14 protein-coding genes are annotated in these 15876 nt (G+C 62.5%); 9 read left to right on the top strand and 5 right to left on the bottom strand.

Annotated features, from left to right (window positions below):
* The first annotated feature begins 42 nt into the window (after window positions 1-42).
* The 3 genes from glgX to OH764_RS24485 all read left to right on the top strand — a co-directional run bounded on the left by glgX (window position 43) and on the right by OH764_RS24485 (window position 4662).
* On the top strand, window positions 43-2259 hold the full coding sequence (gene glgX, locus OH764_RS24495; RefSeq protein ID WP_498851186.1) for a glycogen debranching protein: 2217 nt from the start codon (window positions 43-45) through the stop codon (window positions 2257-2259).
* Window positions 2260-2382: 123 nt separating this feature from the next.
* Window positions 2383-2562, top strand: a complete 180-nt coding sequence (locus OH764_RS24490; protein ID WP_020067843.1) for a DUF2934 domain-containing protein — start codon at window positions 2383-2385, stop codon at window positions 2560-2562.
* 51 nt (window positions 2563-2613) lie between these two features.
* Window positions 2614-4662, top strand: coding sequence for an AI-2E family transporter (locus OH764_RS24485; RefSeq protein ID WP_498851185.1), 2049 nt, complete (start codon window positions 2614-2616; stop codon window positions 4660-4662).
* A gap of 71 nt (window positions 4663-4733) precedes the next feature.
* Here OH764_RS24485 and OH764_RS24480 read toward each other — a convergent pair whose 3' ends face one another.
* Together OH764_RS24480 and OH764_RS24475 are read right to left on the bottom strand one after the other, a co-directional pair.
* The gene (locus tag OH764_RS24480; RefSeq protein WP_020067841.1) at window positions 4734-4904 is read right to left on the bottom strand and encodes a hypothetical protein; all 171 of its coding nucleotides are present in this window, start codon (window positions 4902-4904) and stop codon (window positions 4734-4736) included.
* A gap of 136 nt (window positions 4905-5040) precedes the next feature.
* Window positions 5041-6651 carry an FAD-dependent oxidoreductase gene (locus tag OH764_RS24475; protein WP_498851184.1) on the bottom strand — a complete coding sequence of 537 codons (1611 nt, stop codon included), beginning with the start codon at window positions 6649-6651 and terminating at the stop codon, window positions 5041-5043.
* A gap of 280 nt (window positions 6652-6931) precedes the next feature.
* Here OH764_RS24475 and OH764_RS24470 point away from each other — a divergent pair, with 280 nt between their 5' ends.
* Complete coding sequence (locus OH764_RS24470) at window positions 6932-9085, top strand: hybrid sensor histidine kinase/response regulator family protein (protein WP_498851276.1); 2154 nt, start codon at window positions 6932-6934, stop codon at window positions 9083-9085.
* A gap of 116 nt (window positions 9086-9201) precedes the next feature.
* Entirely contained in the window at window positions 9202-9495 is a 294-nt protein-coding gene (locus OH764_RS24465) for a hypothetical protein (RefSeq protein ID WP_498851183.1), read from the top strand.
* An 86-nt stretch (window positions 9496-9581) separates the two neighbouring features.
* Here the strand turns inward: OH764_RS24465 and OH764_RS24460 are convergent, their stop codons facing one another.
* The 3 genes from OH764_RS24460 to OH764_RS24450 all read right to left on the bottom strand — a co-directional run bounded on the left by OH764_RS24460 (window position 9582) and on the right by OH764_RS24450 (window position 11441).
* The gene (locus tag OH764_RS24460; protein WP_498851182.1) at window positions 9582-10601 is read right to left on the bottom strand and encodes a fructose-bisphosphate aldolase; all 1020 of its coding nucleotides are present in this window, start codon (window positions 10599-10601) and stop codon (window positions 9582-9584) included.
* Window positions 10602-10678: 77 nt separating this feature from the next.
* Window positions 10679-11098: a YjbQ family protein gene (locus OH764_RS24455; RefSeq protein ID WP_498851181.1), complete on the bottom strand. Its 420-nt coding sequence runs from the start codon at window positions 11096-11098 to the stop codon at window positions 10679-10681.
* Between the two features lie 22 nt (window positions 11099-11120).
* Complete coding sequence (locus tag OH764_RS24450; protein WP_020067835.1) at window positions 11121-11441, bottom strand: thioredoxin family protein; 321 nt, start codon at window positions 11439-11441, stop codon at window positions 11121-11123.
* Window positions 11442-11749: 308 nt separating this feature from the next.
* Here OH764_RS24450 and OH764_RS24445 point away from each other — a divergent pair, with 308 nt between their 5' ends.
* The 4 genes from OH764_RS24445 (at window position 11750) to OH764_RS24430 (ending at window position 15799) form a co-directional block, all read left to right on the top strand.
* Complete coding sequence (locus OH764_RS24445; protein ID WP_498851180.1) at window positions 11750-12250, top strand: hypothetical protein; 501 nt, start codon at window positions 11750-11752, stop codon at window positions 12248-12250.
* A gap of 183 nt (window positions 12251-12433) precedes the next feature.
* Complete coding sequence (locus tag OH764_RS24440) at window positions 12434-13777, top strand: sugar efflux transporter (protein ID WP_498851179.1); 1344 nt, start codon at window positions 12434-12436, stop codon at window positions 13775-13777.
* 233 nt (window positions 13778-14010) lie between these two features.
* On the top strand, window positions 14011-15048 hold the full coding sequence (gene gnd, locus OH764_RS24435; protein WP_498851178.1) for an NADP(+)-dependent, decarboxylating phosphogluconate dehydrogenase: 1038 nt from the start codon (window positions 14011-14013) through the stop codon (window positions 15046-15048).
* Between the two features lie 49 nt (window positions 15049-15097).
* Complete coding sequence (locus tag OH764_RS24430; protein WP_498851177.1) at window positions 15098-15799, top strand: HAD family hydrolase; 702 nt, start codon at window positions 15098-15100, stop codon at window positions 15797-15799.
* The last annotated feature ends 77 nt before the right edge of the window (window positions 15800-15876 follow it).

Raw genomic sequence — 15876 nt, 5'->3', positions numbered from 1 at the left:
CAGGAACCGCGCGCAAGCGCTTTGCTTCTCACAGGAATCCCTATGTCATCCCCGGCCAATTACTCCACGCGCATCGCGGAGGGCACCCCTTTTCCGCTCGGCGCGACATGGAATGGAAACGGTGTGAACTTCGCGCTGTTCTCAGCGCACGCGACCAAGGTCGAACTGTGTCTGTTCGATGAAACCGGTCAGCATGAAATCGAACGCATTGAACTGCCCGAATATACCGACGAGGTCTGGCACGTCTTCGTGCCGAACCTGAAACCCGGCGCCGTGTACGGTTATCGCGTGCATGGTCCGTATGAGCCCGAGAAGGGCCATCGTTTCAATCCGAACAAGCTGCTGCTCGACCCTTATGCGAAGGCGCACATCGGTGAGCTGAAATGGGCGCCTGAAATTTTCGGCTATACGCTTGGTTCGGAAGAGGGCGACCTGTCGTTCGACGAGCGCGACAGCGCGCCCTTCGTGCCGAAGTGCAAGGTGGTGGACGCAACCTTTTCGTGGTCGCACCCGGAGCGCAATCCGCTGCCCTGGGACCGCGTGATCTTCTACGAAACGCATGTTCGCGGCTTCACGAAGCGTCATCCGGAAGTGCCCGAAGAATTGCGCGGCACCTTCGCAGGGCTCGGACAGAAGCCGGTGATCGACTACATCAAAAGCCTCGGCGTGACGTCGGTGGAACTGATGCCGGTCCAGACATTCGTGAACGACAGCTATCTGCTGGAGAAGGGTCTCACCAACTACTGGGGCTACAACACCATCGGCTTTTTTGCGGCCGACCCGCGTTTCTTCGCTTCGTCGACGGATTCCGTCAGCGAGTTCAAGGGAATGGTGGACAGCTTCCACAACGCGAACCTCGAAGTTATTCTCGACGTGGTGTACAACCACACCGCCGAAGGCAACGAACGCGGGCCGACGCTCTCGTTCAAGGGCATCGACAACGCGTCGTACTACCGTCTGATGCCGGACGAGCCGCGTTATTACATCAACGATACGGGCACCGGCAACACGCTGAATCTGTCGCATCCTCGCGTATTGCAAATGGTGACCGACAGCCTGCGTTACTGGGTGACGGAAATGAAGGTCGACGGTTTCCGCTTCGACCTCGCGACGATTCTCGGCCGCGAGCCGCACGGCTTCGACGAGGGCGGCGGGTTTCTCGACAGTTGCCGGCAAGACCCGGTTCTCTCCAGCGTGCGACTGGTCGCGGAACCGTGGGATTGCGGTCCCGGCGGCTACCAGGTGGGTGGCTTTCCGCCCGGCTGGGCCGAATGGAACGACCGCTTTCGCGATACCGTACGCGCCTACTGGAAGGGAGACGAGGGCATGGTTGCCGATCTCGCTGCGCGGCTGACCGGCTCAGGGGACAAGTTCAACCATCGCGGCCGGCGCCCGTGGGCCAGCGTGAATTTCATTGCCGCTCACGACGGCTTCACGCTGAACGACCTGGTCTCGTACAACGACAAGCACAACGAGGCGAACGGCGAAGACAACAAGGACGGGCACTCGGACAACAAGTCGTGGAACATGGGCGTGGAAGGTCCGACCGACGACATCGATATTCGTCAGCAGCGTGAGCGTCAAAAGCGCAATCTGCTGTCCACATTGCTGCTTTCACAGGGCACGCCGATGATTCTCGCCGGCGACGAGTTCGGTCGCACGCAGAAGGGCAACAACAACGCTTATTGCCAGGACAACGAGATTAGCTGGGTGGACTGGGAAGGTATCGACGAAGACGGCCGCGCGCTGACCGAGTTCGTGAGAAACCTCACGACGTTGCGTCACCGGTTGCCGGTGCTGCGTCGTAGCCGCTTTCTCACTGGCGAGTACAACGAGGCGCTCGACGTGACCGACGCGCGCTGGCTCTCGCCCGACGGCACCGATCTCACGCCTGAACAATGGGCCGATCCGCTGATGCGCTGCTTCGGTCTCGTGATCGATGGCCGCGCCCAGGCGAGCGGCATTCGCCGTCCCGCGTCGGACGCCACGTTGTTGCTGGTGCTGAACGCGCATCACGACGTCGTCAACTTCACGTTGCCTGAGGTGCCCGAAGGCGAACGCTGGACTTGCCTGCTCGACACGAACATGCCGGTGCGCGCGGAACTGCCCCAGTTCAGCGCGGGCGACGACTATCAGGTGACGGCGCGCTCACTTCTGCTGTTCGCGCTCGAGGCACCGAGTCGCGCGACGCAACGCGTGTTCGACCGGCTCGAAGAACAGCTCACTTCCGATGAAGGCGAAGTCCCGCCTGCGCCCTGATCGGGAGTAGCACTTCGGGAATAGCACTTGCTGTTTGCTTCAAGGCCGCGCGTACTCACTCAGTGATTGCGCGCGGCCTTTCGCCATGCCGGCATCCGCTTGACCTTTACTGTAGGTGACCAAATGGAACAGGAGCAGACCTCTCAGGAGGAACAGATTCGCATGCGTGCTTATTACCTGTGGGAGCAGGCATCTGAGCCGAAGGGCACACCCGACGAATACTGGGAACAGGCCCGCAGCGAGATCGAGAAGGAAGCGCCGCCAGTGGAAAGCGGACCGATTGCGGAAGAGCCGAAGAAATAAGCACATGCAAGGGAGCACTACAACAGATAACGACAAGCGGCACGCATCGCCATGAAGGACTTTCCTGAACCGTCACGCGGCAGGCATCCCACGCGCATCGACGCGCCGCCTGCCGCGTTCGGTCTGGATGCGCTGATCGCGTTGGCTGTCGGCGCAGGTCTCGTAGCGTGCCTGTACTTCGCGCGAGCGGTTCTGATTCCTATGACGCTCGCAATTCTGTTGAGCTTTCTCGTTGCGCCGCTTGTGAAGTCGCTGGGCCGTTTGAAGCTCGGCCATGTCGCGTCGGTGTTCGCCGCTGTGGTGATCTCGGTGTCGGTGATCGGCGTGCTCGGCTCGGTGATCGCCATGCAACTGACGGACCTGGCAGCCGGCATGCCTCGCTATCAGGCAACCATCGAGCATAAGATGGAAGCCGCGCATACGCTGACCATAGGCAAGCTCGATCGCTTCGCCAAAGCCGCGGGTCAGGCGCTGCAACGCGCCACCGTTGAACCGACGCAGCCCGCGCCGCGGCGCGATGCGTCTTCTCCCGATGGCCGCGCGCCCGCCGCCGTTCCCGTCGAAGTGCGCGAGCCGGTACCGACACCGCTGGAACTTGCGCGCCGCGTATTGTCGCCGGCAATCAGTCCGCTGGAGACGGCGTTCATCGTCTTCGTCGTCATGGTTGTGATCCTCTTGCAACGCGACGATCTTCGCGATCGCGCGATCAGGCTGTTCGGCTCGCGCGATCTGCATCGCACCACGACTGTGATGGACGAAGCAGCGCGGCGCCTGAGCCGCTACTTCGTTTCGCAGCTAGGATTGAATGCTGGGCTCGGTGTCGTGATCGGCGCGGGGCTTTTCTTTATCGGCGTGCCGAGTCCGATTTTGTGGGGCATCCTTGCGGCGTTGCTTCGGCTCGTGCCGTATGTCGGCATCTGGATCGCGGGCGGGCTTGCTACCGCGCTGGCCGCCGCGGTGAGTCCCGGGTGGGACATGGCGATCTGGTCCATAGCGCTTTTCGTGACGGTCGAGCTGCTGGTGGGCCAGGTCGTGGAGCCGCTTCTGTATGGACGCAGCACCGGACTATCGCCGTTTTCGGTCGTCGTGGCGGCGATCTTCTGGAGCTGGATCTGGGGGCCAATCGGGCTCATTTTGTCGACGCCTTTGACGCTCTGCCTGCTCGTGCTCGGCCGGCATATCAGGCGTCTGGAATTTCTCGACGTGATGCTGGGTGACCAGCCGGCGCTCACGCCCGTCGAAAATTTTTATCAACGTGTGCTCGCGGGCGATCCCGACGAAGCGCTCGCGCAAGCGGAGCTGCTGCTGCGCGAGCGTTCACTGTCGGCGTACTACGACGAGGTGACGATCCCGGGACTGCAACTCGCCGCCAACGACGTCGTGCGCGGCAGCGTGACCTCGGTGCAACTCGCGCGCATCGAGTCCACGACGAACGATCTGATTGATGGACTCGACGGTTATCCGGACGAGCAGCCGCTGTGGCTCACGGCGGAGGACGCTGGCGCCGATATCGGTCCGGTGGCGCCGTCCCACATCGCGCCGGCTCCATCGCCGGGCATGCATGCGTTGTTTGCGAACCATATGTCGCGTGTTGCCGCGCAAGGGCCGCGCGACGATAGCGCTCAACAAGCCGCTGAAGATGCGCTGGAGGAAGCGCAAGATCCGCCGCGCGCCGCGAATCAGCGTGTCTTGTGCATTCCGGGGCGGGGCCCGCTCGATCCTCTGGCGGCGACCATTCTGTTGCAACTGCTCGGCAAGCATGGTTTCACGGCGCGGGCGCTGCCGCACGAGGCCGCGTCACGCGCCTCGATCGAGCAGATGGATGCCGACGACGTGGGCATTGTCTGCATCGTCTATTTGCGGATCGACGGCGTTCCCTCGCATTTGCGCTACATGGTGCGGCGCATTCGCGCACGCTTGCCGAACGCGTCGATTATCGTAGGACTGTGGGCGCGCGAGGATCTCGAGAAGTGGAGCGTCGATCTGCAAAACGCGATGGGCGCCGAATGCTATGTCACTTCATTGCAGGAGATGCTGGCGGCGTGCCGCATGTGCACGAGTACGACAAGCGGCGAACCGCTCGCAGTGGCCAACGTCTAGAAAAGCACTGGAACAGCAGGCAAAAAAACGCCCGGCGCTTGCGCGTCGGGCGCTTGTCGTTGCAGCAGTGCTTATTTGCCGGTGGCCCCGCCTTCTGAGGTCTTGCCTTCGTCGTCAGTCACGATTTTCGTCGTGCCGCCGGTAGAGGGCGGGTCGCTCGCCGGAAACGTGTCCTCGACTTCCTTGTCGATCTGCTTCTCGGTCTTGTCGGCGTTCGGGTGCTGTTCCTTGGGTTCTGCCATGACGCTTCTCCTTGAGCTGATATAGATGATGGGCGGACGGCCATGCTGCTCGCGCGGCCTACTTGGGGTGCTTTTTACATCGGCATGTAGAGTTGAATGAAAGGTGAGCGTTCCATGAACTAAACATCGGCTTGCGTCAGACTGTCCCGCACGACTCGCGCCCGACAATCCGCAATGCGTCGGCGCGCGTGAGCGGACCTCGGCGCATGGCGTCGATCAGGTGCGCGGTCTGCGCGTCGCGTTCACACGCGAGCACGGCGAGGACCTTGTCGTCCTTCACGTAAAGCGCTGCAAACTGGTGACTATCCAGGTCGCCGTCTATCACCAGCTCGTCCCATTCGCTTGCATGGCCGAGATATTCAAACGTCTTGCCGAAGTGATACGTCCAGAAAAACGGCACGTCCTCATAACGGTTGCGTGCGCCGCACATGTTTTGCGCAGCGATGCGCGCGTGCTGTTGCGCTACTCGCCAATGTTCGATTCGCACCGGCTCCTCGTTCTCGCGCAGCGGGAACATCGCAATGTCGCCGGCGGCGTAAAGACCGGGCGCGGCCTGCATACCTGCATTCACGATCACGCCGCCATCCTTTTGCAGCGGTAATCCTTCGATAAAGCCGGTGGCCGGGGTCACGCTTGTGCCTAACAGCACGACGTCGGCGGCGATATGCTCGCCGCTTTCCAGCATCACTTCATGCACGTTGCCTTCTTCCCCTTCGATCGAGGCGACCTTCGCTTCCGGATAAAACCTCACGCCATGGCTTTCGTGCAGCGCGCGGAACATTGCGCCCATGCGTTCACCGAACTGCTTTGCAAAGGGCACCTTATCCGGCGAAATAATGGCGACTTCAACGCCGCGTTTGCGCAGCGAGGCAGCGGTTTCGAGTCCGATGAAACCGCTGCCGATAATCGCTACCCGCGTGGACGTGGTCGCGGCAGTCGACGGGGCGTCAATCGCGAGTTCGTCGGTCGGCCCGTCGCCAAGCGCGTCGACGATCGCCGCGGCGTCGGCGAGATTGCGCAGCACATACACGCCGCCTAGCTCGCAGCCAGGAATGGAAGGGACTTTCGGCACACCGCCGGTCGCGAGCAACGCGGTGTCGTAGGTCAATGCGCCACCGGGTTCCAGATAAACGGTGCGTTTGGGAACATCGAGGCGCACTACCTTTGCGACGATCCGTTCCACGCCGTGCTGCTCGTACCACTCGTGAGCGAGAAGCGGCGGCACATCGGCGGGGGACATCTCCGCGGAAGGGACAAACTTGCTGAGCGACGTGCGGTCGTACGGCGCGTGAGGTTCGTCGCCGATCAGCGTAATGCGCCCGCTAAAGCCGTGCTCGCGCAGCGCCGCACAAGCTGCGGCGCCGGCCGCGCCCGCGCCGATTACCGCGAAATGCGGCTCCTGTGTGCGGGCAAGGTCTGTTTCGTTCGGCAGCTTGGCCGGTGTCACCATCACGTTATCGCCGTCGACGATCACCGCATAGCGGTCGAGCGGCACGAGCGGCGGCGGTTCCAGCACCTGGCCGGTGGATGCGTCGAACATGCCCTTATGCCACGGACAAATAATCCGGCCGCGGCACAACGCGCCTTTCTCGAGCGGCCCGCCTGCGTGCGGACAGTCGGCGGAAAAGGCGCGCACGGTGTCGCCGTCGCGGACCAGCAGGATTTTTTCGTCACCCACTACGACGCGTTGTGCCCGGTCTTCGCGTAGCTGCGAAAGCTGGGCGACGTGTAGTGCGGTCGTAGGCATGCGGGTTCCTTGAGGCGTTGTCAGATGCGGCTCGCAGCGGTAGGATCGCGCGCCGGGCCGCAGGACCAGAGTGAGACCAGTGCTACTAGTTGAGCAATTGCCATGCCCGACGACGGCCATATTCACGCCATGCAAAAACATTTCTCGTTTCTTCGCATCTCGCTATGTGAACGGCCGAAAAGTACGCTAGATTCCTTTTAAGGAAATAGCGCACGATCACAAGGCACGATACGTGCGACGAATCAGATGACTTCTCATGACTTTTGTGGAGATGTTGGCCGTGCAGCGTGCGGAGCGAGTTGCAGTTGATGTCCCAATGCCGTCGCGCAATTTTGCGGCGACGCGGCGTGTGTTACTTGTTGTGCTTGCTGTTTCGATTCTCTTCCCGCTTGCATGCCTCGCCGGCTACGGTTATTTCGATTACCAGCGGCGCATCGCCGATTCGAACGACATGATCGACCGGCTAGTGCGTGTGACCGAGGAACAGGCGGTCAAGGTGCTCGACCTGAATCAGCAGATGGCTTCGCGCATCGTCGAGCTGATCGGCGACGAAGACGATAAGCAGCTTCGCGCCCATGACGCGCAATTGCATAAAGCCCTGCGCGAAATCGGCGGGGACTTTCCGCAAGTGGCGTCCATCAACCTGATCGGTGTAAACGGCGATCTGCTCGTGTCGAGCCGCGCGTATCCGGCAACCGGCATCTCCATCGGCCATCGCGAAGACTTCATCTCCGCGCGAGCGATGCGCCCGCATCCGTACTTTTCGTTGCCGATGTTCGGCCCGTTATCGCAAACGGACGTGTTCAACACCACCATCGCCCGCACGGATACCGACGGCAACTTCCTCGGCGTTGTGTCGGTCGCATTGCGCAACGAGTACTTTTCGCGCTTTTATCGCGAGCTCACTAACGGTGATTCATCGCTCGCGTTGGCGCTTTATCGTCAGGACGGCAATCTGCTCGTGCGCTATCCGCCGTTGCCGGCAGGCGTGGCGGATAGTGCGTCCGACGCGTTCGCGTCCGCGTTGCGCGACAAACAGTTGTCCGGCCACGTACGCGTCAAATCGGCGGAAGACGGCGGTGAGCGGCTCGTCGCGTTTCGCCGGGTCGGCGACTATCCGTTGTACGTGTCTAGCGCCTATGCAACAGGCGCGATCGTCGACGCGTGGCGCCAGCACTTCATGGTGATCGCCGCGTTGACTGCGGTGCCGTGTATCGCGATCTGGATCCTCGTGCTTTACTCGCTGCGTCAACTCGACGGCGAGCGCGTCGCATGGGAGCGCTGGCAGGGCGAGGTTGCGATGCGGCTTTCGGCGGAAGCTTCGAGCCGGCAATTGCAGCGCATGGGCGCGCTAGGCAATCTGGTCGCGAACGTCGCGCACGATTTCAACAATCTGCTAATGGTCGTCTCCGCGAATATCGAGCTTGCCCGTCTCAAGCGGTTCAACAACCTCGAAAAGGAAATGACGGCAGTACAGCGCGCCACCGCGACCGCGGAATCGCTCACGCGGCGCCTTTTGAGCGTCGCAAAGAAGCAGCCGCTGAAGCAGGAGCCGATCCACCTGAAAAAGTGGATTCCGGGCGCGGCGCCGCTCATCGAGGCGGCGCTCGGCGATCAGATCGAACTGGCTCTTAGCATTGTCGACGACGTATGGGACGTGCTTGCGGATCCGACCGACCTCGAACTCGCGATCATGAACCTGGCGGTGAATGCACGCGACGCAATGCCGCGCGGCGGACGCTTCGTGATTCGTTGCCAGAACAACCGGCTGGTCGGCAGCGATACCTTGCTACCCGATGGCGAGTACGTGCTGATCGCGTGTTCCGACGACGGCGAAGGCATGCCTGAATCAGTCGCGCGGCGCGCGTTCGAGGCGCTGTTCACGACCAAACTCAGCGGCTCGGGCGCGGGCCTCGGCTTGGCGCAGGTGCTGTCTATGTGCGAACAGGCGGGCGGCACCGCGAAGATCGACAGCGTGCCCGGCAGCGGCACGACGGTGCGGATGTATCTGCCGCGCTATCGCGAACGCCGCCAGGCTCGCGCCGTGAAAGAAGAAGTGGTGGAGCAGGCAGCGCTGCAGCACGCGGGCATGGTGCTCCTCGTAGAAGACAACGAAGACGTCGCCGCGGGCGTCGCGGCCGTGCTGGAAACGTTCGGCTGCGCAGTGCGCCACGAGCCCACCGCCGATCAGGCGTTCGACGTACTGACCGGTGGCGAGCGCTTTGAACTCGTGCTGTCGGACATCCAGATGCCTGGCAAGCTGAACGGCATCGACCTTGCAGAAAAAGTGCGCAGTGCATGGCCCACGCAGAAAATCGCCTTGATGACGGGCTACGCGGACGAACTCGAACGCGCACGGCGCCTGGGGGTGGCCATACTGGCGAAGCCATTCAACATCGAGGAACTGCACGCGCTGGTGGCTTGCGAACCGTAATGCATTGCAATCTTGAGGCACACCCCTTGCTGAACTCCTGACGAGGCATGCGCGCCTGGCTCGCCTACGCGCGCAATCCGCTTCTATTTCGCTTCCATTCCGACAGGAGAACAGTCATGAAGATCAAGAAGGCACTGCTTATTTCCACATTGCTCACGGCTTCCTCGCTTGCCATGGCACAAGGTGCGGGCGGCTCCGGCGGGGGTGGCGGCGGCCCGGCCGGCAACGATCCGAGCACGACCGGTGGCGCGAATACTTCCACGCGCGAAGGCGGTGACGCTACGTCATCGGGCGCAATGTCGCATTCGAAGCCGAAGAAGCACTCGTCGAAGTCGAAGGCCATGAAGCCCGCGACCGACACCACCAACATGCCGGGCGCGAACGCAAGCAGTGACACGAAAGGGCAATAACCCGTCGCGTTCCGAGTGAGGGCCTGTGGCGCAAATGCGCTACGGGCGCCTCACGAGTCGAATGCTGTACCGGCGGGCCTGACTGACTAACTTTTTTCTTGCGCCGCGTCGTACTTGCCGAGCGCCGCCGCGCTGTTCAGACGCGCGCGCTTCAGTAACGCCTGCTGCGCTTCCTGGACCTTGCTCGCCGCGCCTTTCCAGGCTTGTAACGGCGGCTCCTGCAACGCACGTCCGTACGAGAAGCTCAGATTCCACGGCAGCGGCCCGAGGCGATTCATTGCGTCGAGGTTCGCGGTCGCTTCTTCGGGCGACTGTCCACCAGAGAGAAATACGATGCCCGGCACGGCCGCGGGCACAGTGCGTTTCAGAATCCGCACCGTGTAAGCAGCGATATCCGCAGTGGACGATTGCCGCGCGCTCTCGGAACCGGCGATCACCATGCTCGGCTTCAGCAGCATATGTTCGAGCACGACGCGATGCCGTTGCAGCGCGACGAACACCTCGTGTAAAACCGCCTCGGTCACTTCGGCGCTACGCTCGATCGTGTGGTCGCCGTCCATCAACACTTCCGGTTCGACGATCGGCACGATGCCCGCTTCCTGGGCGATCGCGGCGTAACGCGCGAGCGAGTCGGCATTCGCTTCTATTGCGAGACGGCTCGGCAGATTTGCGGCAATGTTGTAGACCGCGCGCCACTTTGCAAAACGCGCCCCTTGCTTTTTGTAATCGACGAAGCGCCGCGCGAGGCCGTCGAGGCCTTCGGTGATTTCATCGCCTGGAGCATGGGCTAGCGCAACCTTGCCGAGGTCCACTTTGATTCCCGGCACGATCCCGTTCTTCGCAGCGACTTCGGGGAACGGCGTGCCGTTGTCCGCTTTCTGGCCGAGCGTTTCTTCGTAGAGAATCACGCCGCTCACAAATTCGCCGAGGCCCGGCGTGGTGAGCAGCAGATTGCGATACGCACGGCGGTTTTCCTCGGTGGAGTCGAGTCCGATCGTCTTGAAGCGTTTGGCGATGGTGGGGCCGCTTTCGTCGGCGGCGAGCAGGCCCTTGCCGGGCTGAACCATTGCGTCGACGGTGGCTTGCAGTTCGCTACGGGTGTCCATGAGATGTGCTCCCTTTGTTCCGGTTGCGGAAGGAAAACTGCGGCCGCGGCGCATTGGCGGCCGCTGCATGACCTGCGTTATTCGCCTATCAGATGCAGCACGATGTCGCGATGCTGCGTGTGACGCCGATGCTCGAACAGATACAGCCCTTGCCATGTGCCGAGCACCATCTGCCGATGCTCGACCGGTATGCTCAATTGAACTTGCGTCAATGCGGTGCGCAAATGCGCAGGCATGTCGTCGGGGCCCTCGGCGTCGTGCTCATAGCGTTGCTTGTCTTCGGGCGCGAGGTTCGCGAAGTACCGCTCGAGATCTCGCTGCACCGACGGGTCGGCATTCTCCTGAATCAGCAATGAAGCCGACGTATGACGGCAAAACAGCGTCAGCAGTCCGGTGCCGATGTCCTGCGCCGCGACGAAGCGGCGGGCTTCATCGGTGAATTCGACGAGTCCGCGAGTGGGCGCCTTGACGCTCAGATGGTGGATGGCCTGTCGCATGATGGAAGCGCTCGACTCCGGTTCAGAGCGACGCGAACGCGTCGGCGATCTGTTCCACGCTCCCTGGGCGAACGACGCGCGCCACTTCCGTGCCGTCGCGCATGAAAATCAGCGTGGGCCATAGCTTGACCTTGAACGAGCGGCCTAACGGGCGGCCGGGACCGTCTTCGATCTTCAGGTGCCTGACGCCGGCATGCGCTTCGAAAGCCTTTGCAATGGACGGCTGCGCACCCTGGCAGTAGCCACACCAGTCCGTGCCGAACTCGATGACGGTGGCGCCTGGCAGCGCGTCGATTTCGGCTCTTGAAGGGGCTTTGGTGGAATAAGGCGTCCGGATTGCCATGCATGCTCCGCTGCGGGTTCAAATATGCGCTCTGGGGTTGGAAAGGCGCGTCCGCTGCCGCGGACACGCGCCGCACTCTGGTTTGATAAGAGTACCAGCTATTGGTTCGAGAGTCGGCGGGGCGGCCATTGGCACAACCATACGAGTTGGGTGCGCCCTCGAAAAGCGGGCTATGTCATGCACCGAACCGGTTGAGGGCGCCCGCGGGAGTAAATATTGCTAGCGTCTGGCCTCGACTACCACGGATGGGGCCGGTGAGAGGGCGCCAACGCGTGGACGCGCAGGTTCAACCCTCATGGAGGCATGTCATGCCATCAGCATTGGTCATCAAGCGGTCCGTCGGACTTCCTGCAAAGCTACGCCGCGGCGTGAAGTGCGCGATGCTCGCGTGCTCGCTCGGGGCCGCGCTGCCAGGTTACGGCGCGGATGTGACGTCTGCGACTTCGGGCGCGTCGCAGGAGACACCGGCCGCGGCCTCCGCTGCGCGCGCCGCCAACGCACCCGACGACACTTTTCTGCTCACGATCTTTTTGCGCCACGACGAATCCCGACCGCTGCCGAAGATCAACGAGCAATTGCGCGCACAGGGTTTCTTCAAGACTTTCCCGCCGCCCGGCATAGAAGTGGTGTCGTGGTACGTGATGATGGGCATCGGTCAGGTGGTCACCCTGCGTGTGCCCGCGAGCCGCTTGCGCGAGGTCAATCGCGCGATTGAGACGACCGCGTGGGGCGGCTACCGCACCGAGTTCTATCCGACCTACGACTACAAGGCGCTCGCGCAGCAGATGCGGGCGAACGACGGCAAGTAGCGTGCGCGGCCGGCCCTGTCAGCTCGCTATCCGGCATACGGGTCGCCGCCACAAATTTGGGATACATCCCCGCGCCTTTACGCGCCCTCACGCGCGGCCGATAATGCCCCGTCATTCCCGCCACGAAGCCTGTCGCGCGCGCCGCGCCTTGCAGGCTTGCTTGCTCTGAGCCCACAGCCGCCCGTGTTGAAAACCTCACGTTTTTTTGGTCTGCTGCACATTCCCGGCTTCAAGCCGCTCGCCGCCGCCACGCTGATGCTGGGCGTCGCCATGTCGTTCACCGCTCCGTATCTGTCGCTATTCGGTGTCGAGCGCGCCGGTATGACGCCTTTCCGCCTTGGCGTGTTCATGACGCTAATCGCGGCAAGCGGCGTGCTGGCGAGTACCTTCGCCGGCCGCTGGAGCGACGCGAGCGGTCGGCATCGGCCTTTGCTGCTGGCGGCATTGGTGCTCGCCGCCCTCGGTTACCTGTGTTTATGCGTGGTGCGCGACTACCGGCTGTTGCTCGTCGTCGGCATTGTCTTCATAGGCGCCGGCGGTTCGGCCATTTCAATGGTGTTCTCGTTCAGCCGCGCAGCGCTGCCTGTGCCCGACGCGGCCGAGCGCGTGTTTGCAAGTGCGACGCTACGCACGATTCTCTCGGCGGCGTGGGTGTTCGGGCCGTCGGTGGGCGCGCTGGTGCTGGCGGCAACGAGTTTCTACGGGCTCTTCCTGTTCGCCGCGGCCAGCTTCGCCACGTGCGCCGCCATTGTCTGGCGCATGCGCGAGCCGCAAGGCCATCTCGGCGATCACACGGTGCAGGACACGGCCTCCGAGCCGTCGTCGTCAATCACGGTACCGCCGCTGACCGAGCCGGGCGAAGACGCGCACGAGGACTTGCCCGGCGTAGCGTCGGCGAACGATATTGGCCGCGCGGTCGCGGCGCTGACGTTGCTGGGGCTGGCCGCGAACGCCACGATGATCGTGCTGCCGCTTTACATCGTGCATGGCCTGAGCGGCACGCATCTGGACGTGTCGGTCATGCTCGGCCTCGGCGCATTGACCGAAATTCCGATGATGCTCGCGCTCGGCGCGAAGTCTTCGCGCTTGCACAAGCCGAACTGGCTAGCTGCGTGCGCGGCGGTTCACGCGCTGTATTTCGTCGCCATGTCGCTCGCTGGAAACGTGCATGTACTGATACCGATGCAGATTCTCAACGCGTTCGTGGTAGCCGTGACTTCGTGTCTCGGCATGACCTACGTGCAGGATCTGATGCCGCATTCGCCGGGGCGCGCCACGGCGCTTTTCTTCAACGCGGCGCGGGTAGGCTCGATTCTGTCGGGCGTTTTGTCCGGTTTGCTGGTGCAGGCTTTCAGCTATCGAGGAACCTTCCTGTTCTGCGGGTTGCTGGCGCTGTGCGCGCTCGTGCTGTTTGCCGTGCCCGGTTACCGCTATCCGCTCATGTGGCGAGCGGTGCGACGTTTCGCTCGCACGCAATACGGCAAGCTTCAATCGGGGCGCTCGCTGCGAGGCGGCCGTGAGCGTTGATCTGCGGTGCCATGCATCGCACGCGCAGCCGAAGCTTGCATCGAGCTGACCGCGAGGAACTTTACTCCGCACAAAACCTCTGCTATGAGGCGTATCGTTCTTCCGATGGACGCGGTTGCTGTCGTCAACGCAACCGAATCAGTCAATGAGGCATCGCCGGAACTTGCAGCAATCGCATCATGATCATCTAACTGAACCAGGCAGCGTCACGAAGCACTTTCGGGAGCGGTGAAATGCAGCTAGGCATGATTGGATTGGGACGTATGGGCGCCGACATGGTGCGGCGGCTGACAAAGGGCGGTCAACAATGCATCGCCTACGACGTACAGCCCGCTGCCGTCGAGCGGCTCGGGCAGGAAGGCGTGATGGGCGCATCGTCGCTAGAAGATCTCGTGGCGAAGCTCGCGAAGCCGCGTGCGGTCTGGCTGATGGTGCCCGCCGCCGTGGTCGACGGCACGCTCGACAAACTCGTGCCGTTGCTGGAACCGGGTGATATCGTGATCGACGGCGGCAATTCCTATTACCACGACGACATCCGCCGGGGCGCCCAGTTGGCCGAGCGCAAGCTGCACTATGTGGACGTCGGCACCAGTGGCGGCGTCGCCGGACGCGAGCGCGGCTACTGCCTGATGATCGGCGGCGAAGCGGAGGTCGTTCAACGGCTGGAGCCGATTTTCTCGACGCTTGCGCCAGGCGCAGGGGCCGCGCCTGCCACACCGGGACGCACCGAGGGCAGCAGCACGGCCGAGCAGGGGTTTCTGCATTGCGGCCCGATAGGCGCGGGGCACTTCGTCAAGATGGTTCACAACGGCATTGAATACGGCTTGATGGCCGCCTATGCCGAAGGCCTCAATATTCTGCGTCACGCCGACGCCGGTAAGCACGCTCGCGACGCAGATGCCGAGACTTCGCCGCTGCGCCGTCCGGAGCTTTATCAGTACGATCTGAACCTGGCGGATATTGCCGAAGTGTGGCGGCGCGGCAGTGTGATCGGCTCTTGGCTGCTCGACTTGATCGCCGGTTCGCTGGTCGGCGACGCCGATCTCAAGAACTACGCAGGACGCGTATCCGATTCGGGCGAAGGACGCTGGACGATGGCGGCGGCCGTCGACGAGGGCGTGCCTGCGCCGGTGTTGAGCGCGGCGCTCTTCGGGCGTTTCAATTCGCGCGGCGAAGCGGACTTTGCAAACCGCGTGTTGTCGGCAATGCGCCACGACTTCGGCGGTCACGCTGAAAAACCGCCTGCGCCGTCGGGCAGCCAGCAGGGCTGATTGTCCCGACCCTCCGGCTCACAGCACAGCCGATCTCATGGAGCCGCACATGCAAGCCACACAACCCACTGAAAGCGCGCCGCAGGACGTGGTTTTCCTGTTCGACTGCGACAACACGTTGCTCGACAACGACCACGTGCTATCGGATTTGCGCGCCCACATGATGCGCGAGTTCGGCACTGAGAACAGCAGCCGCTATTGGGAGATTTTCGAGCAATTGCGCGGCGAGCTCGGCTATGCGGACTATCTTGGCGCATTGCAGCGTTACCGTACCGAGCATCCAAGGGACACACGCCTCTTGCTGATGTCGTCATTCCTGATCGACTATCCGTTTGCCAACCGGCTCTATCCAGGCGCGCTGGATGCATTACGGCACGTCGCGAAACGCGGGCCCACGGTGATTCTGTCTGATGGGGACGTTGTGTTCCAGCCGCGTAAGGTCGCGCGTTCCGGCTTGTGGGAAGAGGTGCAGGGCCGCGTGCTGATCTACATCCACAAAGAGCTCATGCTCGACCAGGTGATGGAATGCTACCCGGCGCGCCACTACGTAATGGTCGACGACAAGTTGCGTATTCTCACGGCAATGAAGAAAGTCTGGGGCAGCAGGTTGACCACGGTGTTCCCGCGCCAAGGGCATTACGCTTTTGACCCCAAGGAGATATCGAGCAACCCGCCCGCGGATGTGACTATCGAGCGGATTGGCGATCTCGCGCAACTAGATATGGGAACGCTGCTCGCCGGGAAGACCTGAGCGTTGGGAATGCGCTGCCCGTTATCAGGACAGTGATCGCGGGCGGCGCACCGCGCGTGCCGCGAAGCGCCGCCCGT

This window comes from Burkholderia sp. M6-3 (genome assembly GCF_050858985.1).
GTDB classification, from domain to species: Bacteria; Pseudomonadota; Gammaproteobacteria; order Burkholderiales; family Burkholderiaceae; genus Paraburkholderia; species Paraburkholderia caledonica.
This window is presented reverse-complemented; position numbering and strand designations above follow the sequence as displayed.